Origin of the sequence: Guyparkeria hydrothermalis (genome assembly GCF_023555385.1) — a bacterium.
GTDB lineage: Bacteria > Pseudomonadota > Gammaproteobacteria > Halothiobacillales > Halothiobacillaceae > Guyparkeria > Guyparkeria hydrothermalis_A.
Window position 1 is genome coordinate 1,849,369 of the sequence record NZ_JAJSED010000001.1, and the last position, 13,992, is coordinate 1,863,360.

Genomic DNA, 13,992 nt, shown 5'->3' on the forward strand with positions numbered 1-13,992 from the left:
TCGTATCAGGAGCACCCATGGCGGGCGAATTCGATCACCGTGCCGACCGGCGCGACTACCTCCACGGCGCACTGGATCGCCACGATCTCGCCGACGATCCGGTCGACCAGTTGGCCAACTGGCTGATCGCCGCGCGCGAGGCGGGCAACTTCGATCCCACCGCGATGTGCGTCTCCACCGTCGACGCCGAGGGCTGGCCGTCGGCGCGCTACGTGCTGTTGAAGCACTTCGATGCGCGCGGCCTGTGCTTCTACACCGACACCCGCAGCCGCAAGGGGCAGGAGCTGGACGCCAATCCGCGCGCCGCGCTGACCTTCTTCTGGCCGGAGGTCGACCGGCAGGTGCGCGTCGCCGGCACCGTCGAGCGCCTCTCCGACGAGGACAACGAGGCCTACTTCCGCCAGCGCCCGCGCGGTTCTCGGCTGGCGGCGATCACCTCCACCCAGAGCGCGCCGATCGAGTCGCGCCAGGCGCTGGAGGCCCGCTTCGAGGAAATGTCCGAGCGCTACCCGGAGGGCGACGTGCCGCGCAATCCCGCCTGGGGTGGCTACCGCATCGTGCCGCGCGAGTGGGAGTTCTGGCAGGGCCGGCCGTCGCGGCTGCACGACCGCTTCGCCTATGTGCGGGATGGCGACAACTGGATCATCGAGCGGCTGATGCCATGACGGACGCCGCCCTCGAACGCGTGCAGATGGAGCCAGCCTGGCGCGACGCGCTCGCCCCCGTGCTGCTCGATCAGCCCATGCAGCAGCTGCGCGAGCGGCTACTCGAACAGGGCAAAAGCGGCACGGTGATTCATCCCAAGCCCGACGAGTGGTTTCGCGCCTTCAACCACACCCCACTCGACCAGGTGCGGGTGGTGATCCTCGGCCAGGATCCGTATCCCACGCCGGGGCACGCCAACGGCCTGTGCTTCTCGGTGCGCCCGGACGTTCGCCCGCTGCCGAAATCCCTGCTGAACATCTTCAAGGAGCTCGAGAGCGATCTCGGCATCCAGAACCGCAACGGCGATCTCACTCCCTGGGCCGACCAGGGTGTGCTGCTGCTCAATGCCGTGCTCACGGTCGCCTCCGGCCAGCCGGCCTCGCACCAGGGCATGGGCTGGGAGGCGCTGACCGATCACGCCATCCGCGTGCTCGCCGAGCAGCCGCGGCCGATCGTGTTCGTCTTCTGGGGCGCGCAGGCGCAGAAGAAGGCCGCGCACGTCCATCGCCCCGAGCATCTCGTCATCAAGAGCCCGCACCCATCGCCGCTGTCCGCCTATCGCGGCTTTTTCGGCTCCAAACCGTTCTCGCGCATCAACGCGTTTCTCGAGTCCCACGACCTTGCCCCGATCGACTGGCGTACCGGCTGAACGCTCCCCTCGCGGGGTCAGGTGGCGGGTTGCGGCAGGCGGCCGTCGATCAGGAAAGTCGCGGCGGGAAACCGTTCGATCCGCCGGCTGGCGGGATGCAGGAAGGTCACCTGTTCGTCGCCCACCTCGCACAGCCACTGCTCCTGCCCGGTCGGGGCACGGGAGGAAAGCGCCGTCGGTTCGAACAGGCCGACATTGATGCCGCCCTGCGGGTCGCGTGCCGAGTGAAACTCGAACGCCAGCACGACGGCCTCCCGCATGGCGCTGCCCAGCGCCTGGGTGGGGGCGTAGTCGGCGGGATCGGTCAGGATCGCGCGTTTCTCGTTGCAGGGTGACCGATGCAGCCGCAGGCCCCGGCGGGCGCGGTAGTTCGCTCGGAACAGGGTGTGGCGGCTGCGGATCGGTGCGGCGGGCGGGGTCTCCATGCCGGAGCGGAAGACCAGCCGGTAATAGGCAGCCTCGGCAAGGGTGGCTTCGGCCGACAGCGAGCCGTAGAGAATGGACGGCTCGTATCGGTGCCCGAAGCGCGAGCCGTGGCGCAGCGGCGGGTAGCGGAACGGCGTCATCAACAGGTAGTGCAGTCCCTCGCTGCCCGGCCGGGGTGGCGGCTTCGCCGTATCCAGCATGTCCTCGAGCAGGCCCTGTTCCTCGAGGGTATCCACCAGGCCGGTCGTCGCCACCTGCTCCTGGCTCTCGACGATGCGCGTCAGCGTGCCGTCGACGGGCTCCATGTGTCCTTCGAGCCCGCACTCTTCCCAGAGATTCCGCACCGATCAGACCTTGCCGCGAATCGCGTCCAGGTAATCGCAGACGTGCACCAGGCCGGCCACCGATAGCACCTGCTCTGCCGGGGTGCCGCCGGTATGCCGGTTGGGTGTGTGCATCCAGTGCTTCATCTGCTCCTCGTTGCCGTCCATCAGTGCGTAAAGGCTGCGGTAGCAGCGGACGAGCAGCAGGGCCAGCTGGCCGTTCTGGCTTTCCGGGTCCACGCCCGAGCGGCTGATCGTCGTGCGGTTCTTGCCGACGATCCGGCCGATCAGGGTCTGGCTCAGGCCGAGCCCGCGCCCGGCGTTGAGCAGGGCCTTGGCCAGCACCATGGCCTTGTCTTTCGAGGCGTTGTTGGGGGCGACGGCGAGGGTCATGTCGCGACTCCTGTGTTGCGTACCTCAACGATAGGCTCGAATGTGTGCATATGCAACAAACGAGGCATGGTTGCAGCGTATGCCCGCCACGCTGCTGTCGCGAGGGTCACAGCAGCCCGCGTTCGGCCATCGAGATGCAGGGGCGCCCCACCACCACGTGGTCCAGCAGGCGTACGTCGATCAGGTTGAGCGCATCGCGCAATCGTTCGGTCAGGCGTCGGTCCGCCGAACTGGGCTCGGCCACGCCGGAGGGATGGTTGTGGGCGAGGATTACCGCCGCGGCGTTGTGCCGCATCACGGCGCGCACCACCTCGCGCGGGTGGACGGCGGCCTGGTCGATGGTGCCGAAGAACAGCCGCTCGAAGGCCAGCACCCGGTGGCGGTTGTCCAGGTACAGCACGCCGAAGACCTCCTGGGTTTCGCCGTCGAGCTCGGCCTGCAGAAAGCGGAACACCGCCTGCGGGCTGGCGATGTCCGGTCCGACGCGCAGCTCTTCGGCGAAGTGGCGCCGGGCGAGCTCGAGCACCGCCTGCAGCTGGCAGAACTTGGCATCCCCCAGCCCGCGGGCGCGCCCGAAATCGGCGCGTGAGGCGTTGAGCAGCGCACTGATCGAGCCGAAGTGCGACAAGAGATCGCGGGCGAGATCGACCGCCGAACGGCCGGTCACCCCGGTGCGCAGGAAGATCGCCAGCAGTTCGGCGTCGGAGAGGCTCGCTGGCCCTCGGGCCAGCAGGCGTTCGCGTGGCCGCTCGGTCGTCGGCCAGTCGGTGATGGGCATGGTGATTCCCTCCCTGGAATCGTCATGACGGGTTGATGGTGTTCGTTCAGCCGGGCGGGCGTGCCCCCAGCAGGATGCCCTGTGCGCGCCACTGTTCCAGCTGCTCGGCAGCAAAGCCGGCAAGTTCCTCGACCGGCCGGCCGAAGGTCTCGGCCAGCTGCGCGACTATCTCGCGGCCGGTCTGGCCATCGGCCTCGGTCAGTGCCAGCAGCAGTTGGGCGCTGCCGGGCGTGAGGTTCAGGGCGAACGGCGCGCCGTGTGCGTCGCGATGCAGGGCGAGGTGGTGCATGCCCGCCGGCGAGATCTCGGGTGTCTTGCCGGCCTCGAGCGTCGCGGCGATCCGGTCGACCGGGTAGGCGGTCATCATCAGGCGGGCCAGCGAGGAGACCACGGGCTGACCAGCGAGCAAGTCGCCGGCTGGGTCGAGGTCGGTCGGGGCGGGCGCGGCGTCCTCGGCCATCAGCTCGAAGCGTGCCAGTTCGTAGGCGGCCAGCTCGCGCTGCCAGTCGGCGAGTCCGGGGCTTTCCTGCAGGAAGGCGAGGAATTCGCCCGGCAGGTCGCGCAGGATCGGCGAGTGGGCCGGGTGGTTGCGGAAGAATGGCCGGGTCAGTCCCTGCCAGGCGGCATCGTCGAGGCTCGCGCGCAGCGCCGGGAAGGCGTTCTCCAGCGTGCCGTCGATGTTGTTGAAGAACAGTTTCGCGTACCAGGCCATTCGCTCGGGCTTGCTGCCCGGGGGGGGCGGGTTGGCCTCGGGGTCCCGGACGTAGCGGGTGAAGGCCTCCTGCGTCGCGCGGAAATCACCCACCGGGTTCCTCGACAAACCTACTGCGCCGTCCGATTGCGGCGTCGCGTGCTCGTTCGCTCCTCGCCTATCTGCCCGATATGTCTCGTCGCTCACTGCGCGGCTCCTTGCACTTGGACGTGCTCGCGACGGTTTTCGAGGAACCCGGCCATGTCAGGCCGCCTTGCTGCCCAGCGCCCGCCCGGCGGCGCGGCGGATCTGCGCGACCTCGCCCATCAGCTCGTCGAGCGGCGGGATGTCGAAGTCGCGTTCCAGCAGCGTCGGCACCGGGCCGACGTGGCGGTAGGTGTGCTCGAGCAGGTCCCACACCGGCGCGCTGACCGGTGCGCCGTGGCTATCGATGATCAGGTCTTCCTCGACCTGGTGGTGCCCGGCCACGTGCAGGTAGCGCACCCGCTCGGCGGGCATGGCGTCGATGAAGGCATACGGGTCGTAGCCGTGATTGACGCTGTTGACGAACACGTTGTTGACGTCGAGCAGCAGGTCGCAGCCCGAGCGCTCGAGGATTTTCAGGATGAACGTCCGCTCGTCCATGGTGGATTCCACCGGCGAGTAGTAGGAGACGTTCTCCAGCACCAGCCGGCGGCCGAGGCGCTGCTGCACGGTGTCGATGCGCGCGACGACGTGATCGATCGCCTCCTCGGTGAAGGGGATCGGCATCAGGTCGTAGAGGTGCGCGTTGTCCGAGCAGAACGACAGGTGCTCGCTGTAGAGTGCTGGCCGGTACTCGTCGAGGAACTCGCCCACGGCATCGACGAAGTCTAGGTCCAGCTCGGCCGGGCCGCCGATCGACAGCGACAGGCCGTGGGTATAGAGCGGGTAGTCCTCGAGCAGGGCCTTGAAGCGCTCCTTGATTGGTCCGCCGAAGCGCAGCCAGTTCTCGGGGGCGACCTCGAGGAAGTCGACGTCGGGGCGTTGTTCCTCGATCTCGCGCATGAGCGGACCGCGGCGCAGGCCGATACCGACGGGAACGTGTTGCGTAACGCTGGGGCTGGCGGATTGGGGGCTCATGGCAGGCCTCCCGGAGCGCTGGATGACCGTCGGCTTGGGGCCGCCGGTCGGGAATCATTGGCCGCCGGCGGGGTGCCGGCGGCTGTCAGTCAGGGCATCGGCCACTGAGAGCCGATGTCGCTGCGACGGGTTCAGGACGCGTCCTTTTCCTCGTCGCCGCCCTTTTCCTCTTCCATGCTGCTGCCGCACTGGCCGGCACCGCAGGCCATCTCCGCGGTCTGGAAGGTGCCCGCGTGGGTGGACTCGGAGGCGAACGGGTTGCCGTTGCCTGCGGCCATGGCCGAGGAGCCGGCGATCGCGGTTGCCAGGGCAGTGGATCCGATCAGCAGGTGCTTCTTGGATTGCGATTTCATCGGTCAGGTCCTCCTGATAAGGGTTCACGCGGTCGAACCGCGTCGATATATACGACAGCCAACTGGGCTGACGGTTTCGGGATCATGCCTCAAACCGACACGCAAATACCAGAGTTTTTTGCTGGGATTTGGTAGCCAATTCAGGTGGTTGGTGATTCCTCGGTAGCGAGGTCGCGCCGGGGCTGGTCGATGCCGTCGGTGCAGACCTCGAGGGTCGGGTCGTCGATGCAGCGCTCGGCGGCCTCGAGGCGCTGTTCGAGGTATTGCGGATAGAAGTCCGGCACCGTCACGCCCTTGAGCTCGTCGACCACCTGTTTGCCGTTCGGGCCAAAGAACATCACCTGCGGCACCAGCTGCACGCCCTGCAGGCGGGCGAACTCGACCGGGGTGTACGACACGCCCTGCCACTGGATCTCCGGGCTGGGCGAGTCGATCTCCACGCGCCGGATGATCAGGCGATCGTGGTAGGCCTCGTCCTCGGCCATCGTCTGCAGGAATTCCTCGTCCACCGTCTGGCAGTAGCTGCAGTAGGTGGCGTGGAAGAACAGCAGCATGGGGATCTGACGCTCTTGCAGGAGCTCGAGGTCGGCGGAGACGTCGCGCAGGTCATCCATCATCAGTACGGCGTTGTCTGCCGGCGGTGCCTCCTCCTCGGCCTGACTGGGCGGGGTGGCCATGCCGAGCAGGAACATCGGGGCCATCGGGACCAGCAGGAGTGCGGCGAGTCGGGTCGGTTTGATGTGGAACATGGCAAGCACGGGTGTCTCCGAAATGGGTGGAGCGATTGTATGCGTTTTGGACCATGCGTTGCTCGCCCGGTTCCGGTCCGGTTCGTGTTCGCGCGCGGTATCTCGGGTTACCATGGCGCTCATTTCGCGATGGTCCCGGCAGCGTTCGGGCCTTCCGGTTCCAGAACAACGAGGATGACAGATGAGCAAGGCATTTTCCGAGGGCCGCGTGCTGCGGATCGCGACCCGGGCCAGCCTGTTGGCGCTGTGGCAGGCCGAGTTCGTGGCCGCCGAGCTGAAGAAGCGCAACCCGGGGCTCGAGGTCGAGCTGGTGAAGATGACCACCCGCGGCGACCAGCTGCTGGACAGCCCGCTGTCGAAGATCGGCGGCAAGGCGCTGTTCGTCAAGGAGCTCGAGGTCGCCATGCTCGAGGACCGGGCCGACATCGCCGTGCACTCGATGAAGGACGTGCCGATGCAGTTCCCGGACGGCCTGGAGCTGATCGCCATTCTCGAGGGCGACGACCCGCATGACGCCTACGTCTCCAACAAGTACGGCAACCTCGACGAGATGCCGGCCGGGTCCGTCGTCGGCACCTCCAGCCTGCGTCGCGAGACCCAGGTGCGCGAGCGGTTCCCCGAGCTCGAGGTCAAGACCCTGCGCGGCAATATCCACACCCGCCTGCGCAAGCTCGACGACGGCGAGTACGACGCCATCATCCTCGCCGCCTCGGGCCTCAAGCGCGCCGAGCTGGCCGACCGCATCACGCATCGCCTGACCGCCGAGGAGTCGCTGCCGGCCATGGGCCAGGGCGCGCTCGGCATCGAGGCGCGCAGCGACGATGCCGACGTGCACGCACTGATCGATCCGCTGATCGACAAGGACACCACCACCCGCGTGACCGCCGAGCGGGCATTCAACACGCGCCTGAACGGCGGCTGCCAGGTGCCGATCGGCGGGCATGCCCTGCTGGTCGAGGACGATCAGCTCTGGCTGCGCGGACTGGTCGGCCGACCGGACGGTTCCGAGACGCTGCGCGACGAGATCACGGGGCCGCGCGATGAGGCAGAGGCGCTGGGCATCGAGCTGGCCGAGCGGGTCCTGCGTGCCGGCGCTGACAAGATCCTCGCCGAAGTGGGCATCGAGACCGAGGCCCCGAGCCGGGACTGACCCCGTGTCTGCGGCCGCCCTGCCAACCATCCGCGAGATCGTGCTCACGCGGCCCGAGGGCAGCAATGCCGAGCTGCGTGAGGCACTGACCGTGGCGCGTCCGGCCGATCTCGATGGTCCGGCGCCCGCCCTGACCACCGTGCCCCTGCTGGCGATCCGCGCGCTGGCCGGTGGAGGCGGGCTGCCGCAGGCGCTGGCGGCGATGCAGCCCGAGGACCTGGTGGTCTTCGTCAGCCCGCGCGCCGTGTCGGCCGCCGCCGAGGTGCAGTCGCTTGCCGACTGGCCGGCCCGACACGTTGCCGCCGTGGGTGAGGCCACCGGGCGGGCACTGGCCGAGGCGGGTCGCGAGGATGTCTTGCTGCCGGCGGGCTCCCAGGACAGCGAAGGGCTGCTCGAACGGCTGGAGGGGCTGTCGATGACCGGCCGTCGGGTGTGGATCATCCGCGGCGAAACTGGACGCGAACTGCTGGCCGAGGCACTGGCGGCACGCGGTGCCCGCCCGCACTTCGTTGCCGTCTATCGGCGGGAGTGCGCGCAGGCATCGGCGCCCGTGCCGGCCGGCGGTGACCGGCTCTGGATCGTTACCGCGCCGCAGGCCCTCGACTGCCTCGCGGCATTGGACTCGGCCAGCGATGGCGAGGCGTCCGGGCTGCTAGACTCCACCCTGCTGGTGATCAACGACCGGGCGCGCGATCGGGCGCGGTCGCTGGGGTTTCGCGGGCCGGTCGCCCTGGCCGGCGGCCCGGCCCCGGCGACCCTCGCCCGGGCTGCCTGGAATCTGATCATCGAACGGCAATCGTCGCTGCGGGCCCGGCCCTGATCCCTCTCGCCGGGTGGTCGACCGCACGCACACTGGGGACGCGCAATGGACAAGAAGCAACGCGACAAGCAAACCGAGGAGCAGTCCGCCGAGAAGTCGACCGAGTCGACGGCGTCTTCCTCGACCGGTACGGCCGCCAAGGAGACGGATGCCGCCAAGGCATCCACTTCGACGGCTTCCTCCGGGTCCGGCAAGCCCTCGAGTTCGCGCCGGCCGTCGAGACGGCGCTCGAAGGGCAGCAAGGCCAGCAGCGGGTCGACCGCTACGGCCGCGAAGAAGACACCGGACGAACCGAAGGCCGCCGACGACAAGGCGGCGTCCAAGCCGGACGATGCGAGCAAGAAACCGGCAGCCAAGGGTGGCGCCGACACGTCCGCTGACGGTGGCAAGTCCACGGCGGCCCCTGCGGGCAAGACCCCGAGGGGCACATCCCCGCGGTCCGGGGTGGCAATGCCCTGGCTGGTGGCCGCGATCGCGCTGCTGTTCGCGTTGGCTGCCGTGGGTGGCTGGCAGCTCTGGCGGCTCGACCAGGCCCAGCAGTCGCTGAGCGAATCCAGCCGGACCGACCAGCAACAGCTGGCGGATCGGCTCGAGACGCTGTCCGGCGACATCAGCGACACCCAGTCGTCGATAGACACGCTTGAACAGCGTGACGAGGCGATTCGCGAGGAGGTGGAGTCTGCGTTGTCCGGGCAGCTCGATCAGCTTGCCGAACGACAGGACAACCTCGGCCAGCGGGTCGCGCGCATCGACGACCGGCTTGCTCGCGGCGAGATCGCGTGGAAGACGGCGGAGGTCGGTTTCCTGCTGACGCGGGCCCAGGAGCGATTGGTGATCGCCCGCGATCCCGACGGGGCACTGCTGGCGCTCAAGCTCGCCGACGAGCGCGTCGCGGCCCTCTCCCGGCCGCACTGGCTGCCGCTGCGCTCGGCGATCAGCGACGCGATTGCGACCATCGAGGAGGCCGGCGAAGGCGACCGGGTCGGTCAGGCGCTGGCCCTGCGCCGCCTGGGCGACCGGGTCGATGAGTGGCCGCTGGCCGGGCGGGCCGACGAATCGCCCGAGCCGCAAGAGACGAGCGAGGCGGCATCCGGGCCAGCCGAGACCGATCTGCCCCCGGCGGACGCCGCGTGGTACGAGAAGGCCTGGGCGGCGACCACCCACTGGCTGTCGCGCCAGGTGAGCGTGACCCGTTCGGATACGCCGGTACGCCTGCACGAGCGTGTGGCTACCGATCGCGAGATGCGGCTGTGGCTGACCGCGGTGCGCGAGTCGCTTCTCTCGCGTGACCGCGATGCCCTGACGCGGACCCTCGACGAGTCGCGCGACTGGCTCGAGACCCACTACGCTGCCGACGCGGCCGGACCGGCGGCGGCACTGGACGCGCTCGAGCGTATCCGGACGCGGTTTACCAGTCGTGAATTCCCCTCGCTGGATGCGGTGCTCCGCGCCTGGGAGCGGGCTTCGGCCTCTGAAAAAGCGCGCGCCGATGAGACCGGCAAGGAGGCACAGTCATGAAACGCGTGATCGTCTGGACGGTCCTGCTGGTCGTCCTCGTGGCGGCCGGCATCTATTTCCTCCCCGACGCGGGCGTGGCCGTGGTGGAGATCGCCGGCTGGCACGTGGAAACCACCGCCGTCGGCCTGCTGGTGGTGGCGGTGCTGGCACTGCTGGTCCTGCACCTTCTCTGGCGCCTGATCGCGGGCATGCTCAACCTGCCTAGCCGTTGGGCGAACCGCTCGGCCAAGCAGCGCCGCCGTGTCGCCGATGAAAAACTCCTGCGCGCATGGGCCGAGCGTCAGCGCGGTCAGGCGGAGCTGGCGCAACGCTACGCGCTTGCCGGCGTGGAAGACGGCAGCCTGCCGCCGATGCACATCCAGGTGGCGATCGACGCTCTGCTCGACGGTCTGGATCCGTCGCGCAAGGGGGTGCCGGGGCGCAATCGCGAATCGACTCGCGAGGAGATCGGCGATCTGTTCGAGACGGTCGGTCGCCGCTTCCCGAAGTTTGCCGAATTCCTGCGGCTGCACATCGTCCAGCGGTTGATCGCGCTGGGCGAGACCGAGTGGGCCCAGTCGATGCTCGAACCCCTGATCGAGACCCATCCCCGTGACGAGGCGATCCTGCTGATCCGGGCGCAACTGCTGGAAATGGCCGACGACGTCGAGCAACTGGCGGCGCTGCTGCCCACGCTGCGGCGGATCAAGGACAAGCGCCTGACCGGCGACGAGCTGCTGCGCATGGAGCGGCGCGTGTTGCTCGGCCGGATCGAGGCCGCCGCGCGCAGCCGCGACGTGGATCGCCTGTCCCGCCTGTGGGCCGAGGCGAATCGCCCGGTGGTCGACAGTGACGCGGTCACCGTCGCTTACGCGCAGGCCCTGGTGCGCGTCGGCGCTTCGCAGGCGGCGGCCCAGGTGCTGGAAAAGCGGCTGTCGCGCATGCTCGAGGCCTCGACGCTGCAGGCCTGGGCCGAGATCCCGCATGAGCAGCCGGCCGAGGCGCGTCGTCGCCTGCTGAAGGTGGTGCCGGACGACTGGGCCGAGCCGGGTGAGGCAGCCGATGTCGGTCGTCCGCGCGAGCGGGCCGCCTTTGCCTACGCCATGGCGCGACTGGCCCTGGCCGAGTCCGACCCGAGTGGCGCGCAGATGTGGATCGGGCGGCTCGGTCCGCTGGATCAGGATCTGCGCTACCTCGCTGTGGCTGCCCGCGTTCACGCGCGCCTGCGAGACAGCAGCGAGGCCGCCGTGCTCTACGAGCGGGCCCTGGCTCGTGCCGGCCTGGAGGGGCAGGTGATACCACCGGAGCCGGCGGCAGCCGATGGCCGCTGAGGCGACGACCCGGGAGCACCGGGCCGCGCTGGGGGATCTGCGCCGATTTCTCGACTACCTCGAGGCGCGCGGCGAGCTGGTGCGCGTCACCGAGCCTGTCGATCCCGATCAGGAAATGACGGTACTGGCCGACCGCGTGCTGCGCGCCGGCGGCCCGGCCTTGCTGATCGAGCGTCCGACCGGCTTCGATACCCCCGTGCTTCTCAACCTGTTCGGCACCCCCGAGCGGGTAGCGCTGGGCATGGGCGGTCAGGGGCTCGCGGATCTGCGCGAGATCGGCCGGCTGCTCGCTTTCCTCAAGGAGCCGGACCCGCCGGCGGGCCTGAAGGAGGCCTGGCGCAGCCTGCCCATCTTCAAGAAGGTGCTCGACATGGCGCCGAGGCAGGTGAAGAAGGCGCCGGTGCAGGAGGTGGTGCTCGAAGGCGACGAGATCGATCTCGCCGACTGGCCGATCCAGACCTGCTGGCCGGAGGACGCCGCACCGCTGATCACCTGGGGGCTGACCACGACCCGTGGCCGGCCGCGCAAGGGCGGTGGGCTCGAGGCCGATCCCGAGGACGCCGCGGCGGTTGGGCGCGAGCGGCTGAACATGGGCATCTACCGCCAGCAGGTGATCGGCCGCAACCGGGTGATCATGCGCTGGCTCGCCCACCGTGGCGGCGCGCTCGATTTCGCCCACTGGCAGGAGACCCATCCCGGCGAACCGTTCCCGGTTGCCGTGACCCTGGGCGCCGACCCGGCGACCATCCTCGGCGCGGTCACGCCGGTGCCCGACACCCTCTCCGAATATGCCTTTGCCGGGCTGCTGCGCGGCGAGCGCACCCGGTTGGTGAGTTGCCTGTCACACGACCTGCTGGTGCCGGCGAACGCCGAGATCGTGCTCGAGGGGTTCATCCACCCCGACGACACCGCCGTCGAGGGCCCCTACGGGGACCACACGGGCTACTACAACGAGACCGAGACCTTCCCGGTGATGACGGTCGAGCGCATCACCCACCGCCGGGACCCGATCTACCACAGCACGCACACCGGCCGCCCGCCCGACGAGCCGGCCATCCTCGGGGTAGCGCTCAACGAGGTGTTCGTGCCGCTGATCCAGAAGCAGTTCCCCGAGATCGTCGACTTCTACCTGCCGCCGGAAGGCTGCTCCTACCGCATGGCGGTGGTGTCGATGAAGAAGCAGTACGCCGGGCACGCCAAGCGCGTGATGATGGGCGTGTGGAGCTTCCTGCGCCAGTTCATGTACACCAAGTTCGTGATCGTGGTCGACGACGACGTCGACGCGCGTTCCTGGGAGGACGTGATCTGGGCGATGACAACCCGCATGGACCCGGTGCGCGACACCACGCTGGTCGACCACACGCCGATCGATTATCTCGATTTCGCCTCGCCGGTCTCCGGCCTGGGCGGCAAGATGGGGCTGGATGCGACCTCGAAGTGGCCGGGCGAGACCGACCGCGAGTGGGGCCGGCCGATCCGCCCGGATCGAGAGGCCCAGGCGGCGATGAGCGAGGTGTTCGATGCGGTCATGGCCGAGGCGGCCGCGGCGCGCGGCGAGGGCTAGTCGGCCGGGAGCCTCAGTCGGCGGTCGCTTCCGTCGGGGCGAGCACGCAGCGGTTCCGGCCCTGTTCCTTGGCCTGGTATAGCGCGTCGTCCGCCCGGGCGAAGGCGGTTTCCATTTCCTCGCCGATCTGTAACTCGGTCAGCCCGCAGGAGACCGTCACGGTGAGCTCCCGCTCGCGTGAGCGCAGCTTGGTGCGGGCGAGCTTGCCGCGAATGCGGTCGACCACCTTGAGCGCTTCCTCGCCACTCGCCCCCGGCAGCAGCATGACGAACTCCTCCCCGCCGAAACGCGCGATCATGTCGACGTCGCGGACCAGCTTCGAGAACGTCTTGGCAACGATGATCAGTGTCTTGTCGCCGGCCTGATGGCCGAGCGTGTCGTTGATGTCCTTGAAGTAGTCCAGATCCCAGATCGCCAGGGTCAGCGGGCCGCCGTCGCGGCGGGCGCGCGCGATTTCCAGGTGCGCGCGGTGATCGAAGGCGAGCCGATTGGGCAGGCCGGTGAGGTTGTCGCGGAACAGCTTGGCCTCGCTCTGCTTGAGCTGCTCCTCGAGAAAGCGCGTCTGGCCCTCGAGCTGGGCGAGGCGTTCGCGCAGCTGCTTGTTGTCCGCCTCGATGTCCGCCTGGCGTCGCTCCTCCCCCTGCTGGAATGACTGCACCTGCTGGCGGATGCGCGTGATCCGTTCACGCACGGCGAGCTTGAGCCCGTCGAGGTCGTCGGCCGATTCCACCTCGGCGTCGATGCTGTCGACCTGCTGGCGCAGCGTGTCGTCGAGCCTGAGGCGCGCGTCGCGTTGCTCGACGAGATCGTCGCTCTGCAGCTGGGTGTGCTGGTCGATGTCGGCCAGCGCTTCGGTGACCTGCTCGATGAACCGGGTGAGTTCGGACTTCTCCTTCTCGATCGCCTGACGCATGTCGTTGATCAGCGTCGCGGCGCGGTCGATCAGGATGCTGGGCAGGGTGCGGTCGTCGGGGTCGTCAATCGCCGAGATCAGGCGGGCGCGACGGCCCTCGAGCGAGTCGACGAAGGCGATCCGATCGAGCAGCAGCGGCAGGACTTCCCGTACGTGCGAGGCCGAGCCGTTGTGCGTGCCGTGACTGGCCGGCGCGGCGGTGTCCTCCGGCTGGCTCTTCGCTTCCTGCTCGCGGATGCGCCGCGCCAGGTCCTCGACCTCGGTCTTCAGCCGGCCGACCTCGAAGGCGTGATCGTCCTGCTTGCGCGCCTTGTCGCGGATGCGGCTGGCGGCATCGGCCAGGCCGGGGTAGGCCTTGTCGACCGCGAACAGCACCCGCGACAGGGTCAGCTTGAGCAGCCCGCCCAGCTCCTGGTCGTGCTCCTCCAGCCGGCCGAGCTCCCCCAGCAGCTGTTCGTAGCGTTCGCGGTAGTCCTCGCCTTCCGTTGACGGGGTCGGTTCCTCGGCCATCAGCCTGATCTCCTTTCA

Annotated in this window: 15 protein-coding genes; 7 read left to right on the plus strand and 8 right to left on the minus strand. The window is 68.9% G+C overall.

Annotated elements, in window-relative coordinates; translation table 11 throughout:
* Positions 1-17 precede the first annotated feature (17 nt).
* The gene (pdxH, locus tag LV476_RS08635; protein ID WP_250075291.1) at positions 18-665 is read left to right on the plus strand and encodes a pyridoxamine 5'-phosphate oxidase; all 648 of its coding nucleotides are present in this window, start codon (positions 18-20) and stop codon (positions 663-665) included.
* Positions 662-1,354 (plus strand): uracil-DNA glycosylase, encoded by a 693-nt coding sequence (locus tag LV476_RS08640; protein WP_250075293.1) that lies wholly within the window; start codon positions 662-664, stop codon positions 1,352-1,354. The genes pdxH and LV476_RS08640 overlap by 4 nt, the downstream gene beginning before the upstream one ends.
* A gap of 17 nt (positions 1,355-1,371) precedes the next feature.
* Here the strand turns inward: LV476_RS08640 and LV476_RS08645 are convergent, their stop codons facing one another.
* The 7 genes from LV476_RS08645 to LV476_RS08675 form a co-directional block, all read right to left on the minus strand.
* Entirely contained in the window at positions 1,372-2,085 is a 714-nt protein-coding gene (locus LV476_RS08645; protein ID WP_250075295.1) for an RES family NAD+ phosphorylase, read from the minus strand.
* A gap of 42 nt (positions 2,086-2,127) precedes the next feature.
* Positions 2,128-2,496, minus strand: a complete 369-nt coding sequence (locus tag LV476_RS08650) for an MbcA/ParS/Xre antitoxin family protein (RefSeq protein WP_250075298.1) — start codon at positions 2,494-2,496, stop codon at positions 2,128-2,130.
* A gap of 106 nt (positions 2,497-2,602) precedes the next feature.
* Positions 2,603-3,274: a RadC family protein gene (radC, locus tag LV476_RS08655; protein ID WP_250075299.1), complete on the minus strand. Its 672-nt coding sequence runs from the start codon at positions 3,272-3,274 to the stop codon at positions 2,603-2,605.
* Between the two features lie 46 nt (positions 3,275-3,320).
* Positions 3,321-4,079: an HvfC family RiPP maturation protein gene (locus LV476_RS08660; RefSeq protein ID WP_250075301.1), complete on the minus strand. Its 759-nt coding sequence runs from the start codon at positions 4,077-4,079 to the stop codon at positions 3,321-3,323.
* A gap of 150 nt (positions 4,080-4,229) precedes the next feature.
* A complete protein-coding gene (locus tag LV476_RS08665) occupies positions 4,230-5,087 on the minus strand; it encodes an HvfB family MNIO-type RiPP peptide maturase (protein ID WP_250075303.1) in 858 nt (285 codons plus the stop codon).
* Positions 5,088-5,218: 131 nt separating this feature from the next.
* The gene (locus tag LV476_RS08670; RefSeq protein WP_250075305.1) at positions 5,219-5,440 is read right to left on the minus strand and encodes a hypothetical protein; all 222 of its coding nucleotides are present in this window, start codon (positions 5,438-5,440) and stop codon (positions 5,219-5,221) included.
* Positions 5,441-5,580: 140 nt separating this feature from the next.
* On the minus strand, positions 5,581-6,189 hold the full coding sequence (locus LV476_RS08675; RefSeq protein ID WP_250075307.1) for a thioredoxin family protein: 609 nt from the start codon (positions 6,187-6,189) through the stop codon (positions 5,581-5,583).
* A 181-nt stretch (positions 6,190-6,370) separates the two neighbouring features.
* Here LV476_RS08675 and hemC point away from each other — a divergent pair, with 181 nt between their 5' ends.
* The 5 genes from hemC to ubiD are packed head-to-tail and all read left to right on the plus strand — an operon-like array spanning position 6,371 to position 12,551.
* Positions 6,371-7,339, plus strand: coding sequence for a hydroxymethylbilane synthase (gene hemC / locus LV476_RS08680; protein WP_250075308.1), 969 nt, complete (start codon positions 6,371-6,373; stop codon positions 7,337-7,339).
* 4 nt (positions 7,340-7,343) lie between these two features.
* Entirely contained in the window at positions 7,344-8,159 is an 816-nt protein-coding gene (locus LV476_RS08685; RefSeq protein ID WP_250075309.1) for a uroporphyrinogen-III synthase, read from the plus strand.
* Positions 8,160-8,204: 45 nt separating this feature from the next.
* Complete coding sequence (locus LV476_RS08690; protein WP_250075311.1) at positions 8,205-9,677, plus strand: uroporphyrinogen-III C-methyltransferase; 1,473 nt, start codon at positions 8,205-8,207, stop codon at positions 9,675-9,677.
* Complete coding sequence (locus LV476_RS08695) at positions 9,674-10,987, plus strand: heme biosynthesis protein HemY (protein ID WP_250075313.1); 1,314 nt, start codon at positions 9,674-9,676, stop codon at positions 10,985-10,987. The genes LV476_RS08690 and LV476_RS08695 overlap by 4 nt, the downstream gene beginning before the upstream one ends.
* A complete protein-coding gene (ubiD, locus tag LV476_RS08700; protein ID WP_250075316.1) occupies positions 10,977-12,551 on the plus strand; it encodes a 4-hydroxy-3-polyprenylbenzoate decarboxylase in 1,575 nt (524 codons plus the stop codon). Before LV476_RS08695 ends, ubiD begins: the two co-directional genes overlap by 11 nt.
* Before the next feature lie 13 nt (positions 12,552-12,564).
* On the opposite strand, the gene LV476_RS08705 is transcribed toward ubiD, so the two are convergent.
* Positions 12,565-13,974, minus strand: a complete 1,410-nt coding sequence (locus LV476_RS08705) for a GGDEF domain-containing protein (protein WP_250075318.1) — start codon at positions 13,972-13,974, stop codon at positions 12,565-12,567.
* Positions 13,975-13,992: the final 18 nt, after the last annotated feature.

Excerpts from the sequence above, each read along its gene's own strand:
- pdxH (WP_250075291.1), top strand. The coding sequence starts at position 18 with ATGGCGGGCGAATTCGATCACCGTGCCGACCGGCGCGACTACCTCCAC.
- LV476_RS08640 (WP_250075293.1), top strand. The coding sequence starts at position 662 with ATGACGGACGCCGCCCTCGAACGCGTGCAGATGGAGCCAGCCTGGCGC.
- LV476_RS08645 (WP_250075295.1), bottom strand. The coding sequence starts at position 2,085 with ATGGAGCCCGTCGACGGCACGCTGACGCGCATCGTCGAGAGCCAGGAG.
- LV476_RS08650 (WP_250075298.1), bottom strand. The coding sequence starts at position 2,496 with ATGACCCTCGCCGTCGCCCCCAACAACGCCTCGAAAGACAAGGCCATG.
- radC (WP_250075299.1), bottom strand. The coding sequence starts at position 3,274 with ATGCCCATCACCGACTGGCCGACGACCGAGCGGCCACGCGAACGCCTG.
- LV476_RS08665 (WP_250075303.1), bottom strand. The coding sequence starts at position 5,087 with ATGAGCCCCCAATCCGCCAGCCCCAGCGTTACGCAACACGTTCCCGTC.
- LV476_RS08670 (WP_250075305.1), bottom strand. The coding sequence starts at position 5,440 with ATGAAATCGCAATCCAAGAAGCACCTGCTGATCGGATCCACTGCCCTG.
- LV476_RS08675 (WP_250075307.1), bottom strand. The coding sequence starts at position 6,189 with ATGTTCCACATCAAACCGACCCGACTCGCCGCACTCCTGCTGGTCCCG.
- hemC (WP_250075308.1), top strand. The coding sequence starts at position 6,371 with ATGAGCAAGGCATTTTCCGAGGGCCGCGTGCTGCGGATCGCGACCCGG.
- LV476_RS08690 (WP_250075311.1), top strand. The coding sequence starts at position 8,205 with ATGGACAAGAAGCAACGCGACAAGCAAACCGAGGAGCAGTCCGCCGAG.
- LV476_RS08695 (WP_250075313.1), top strand. The coding sequence starts at position 9,674 with ATGAAACGCGTGATCGTCTGGACGGTCCTGCTGGTCGTCCTCGTGGCG.
- ubiD (WP_250075316.1), top strand. The coding sequence starts at position 10,977 with ATGGCCGCTGAGGCGACGACCCGGGAGCACCGGGCCGCGCTGGGGGAT.
- LV476_RS08705 (WP_250075318.1), bottom strand. The coding sequence starts at position 13,974 with ATGGCCGAGGAACCGACCCCGTCAACGGAAGGCGAGGACTACCGCGAA.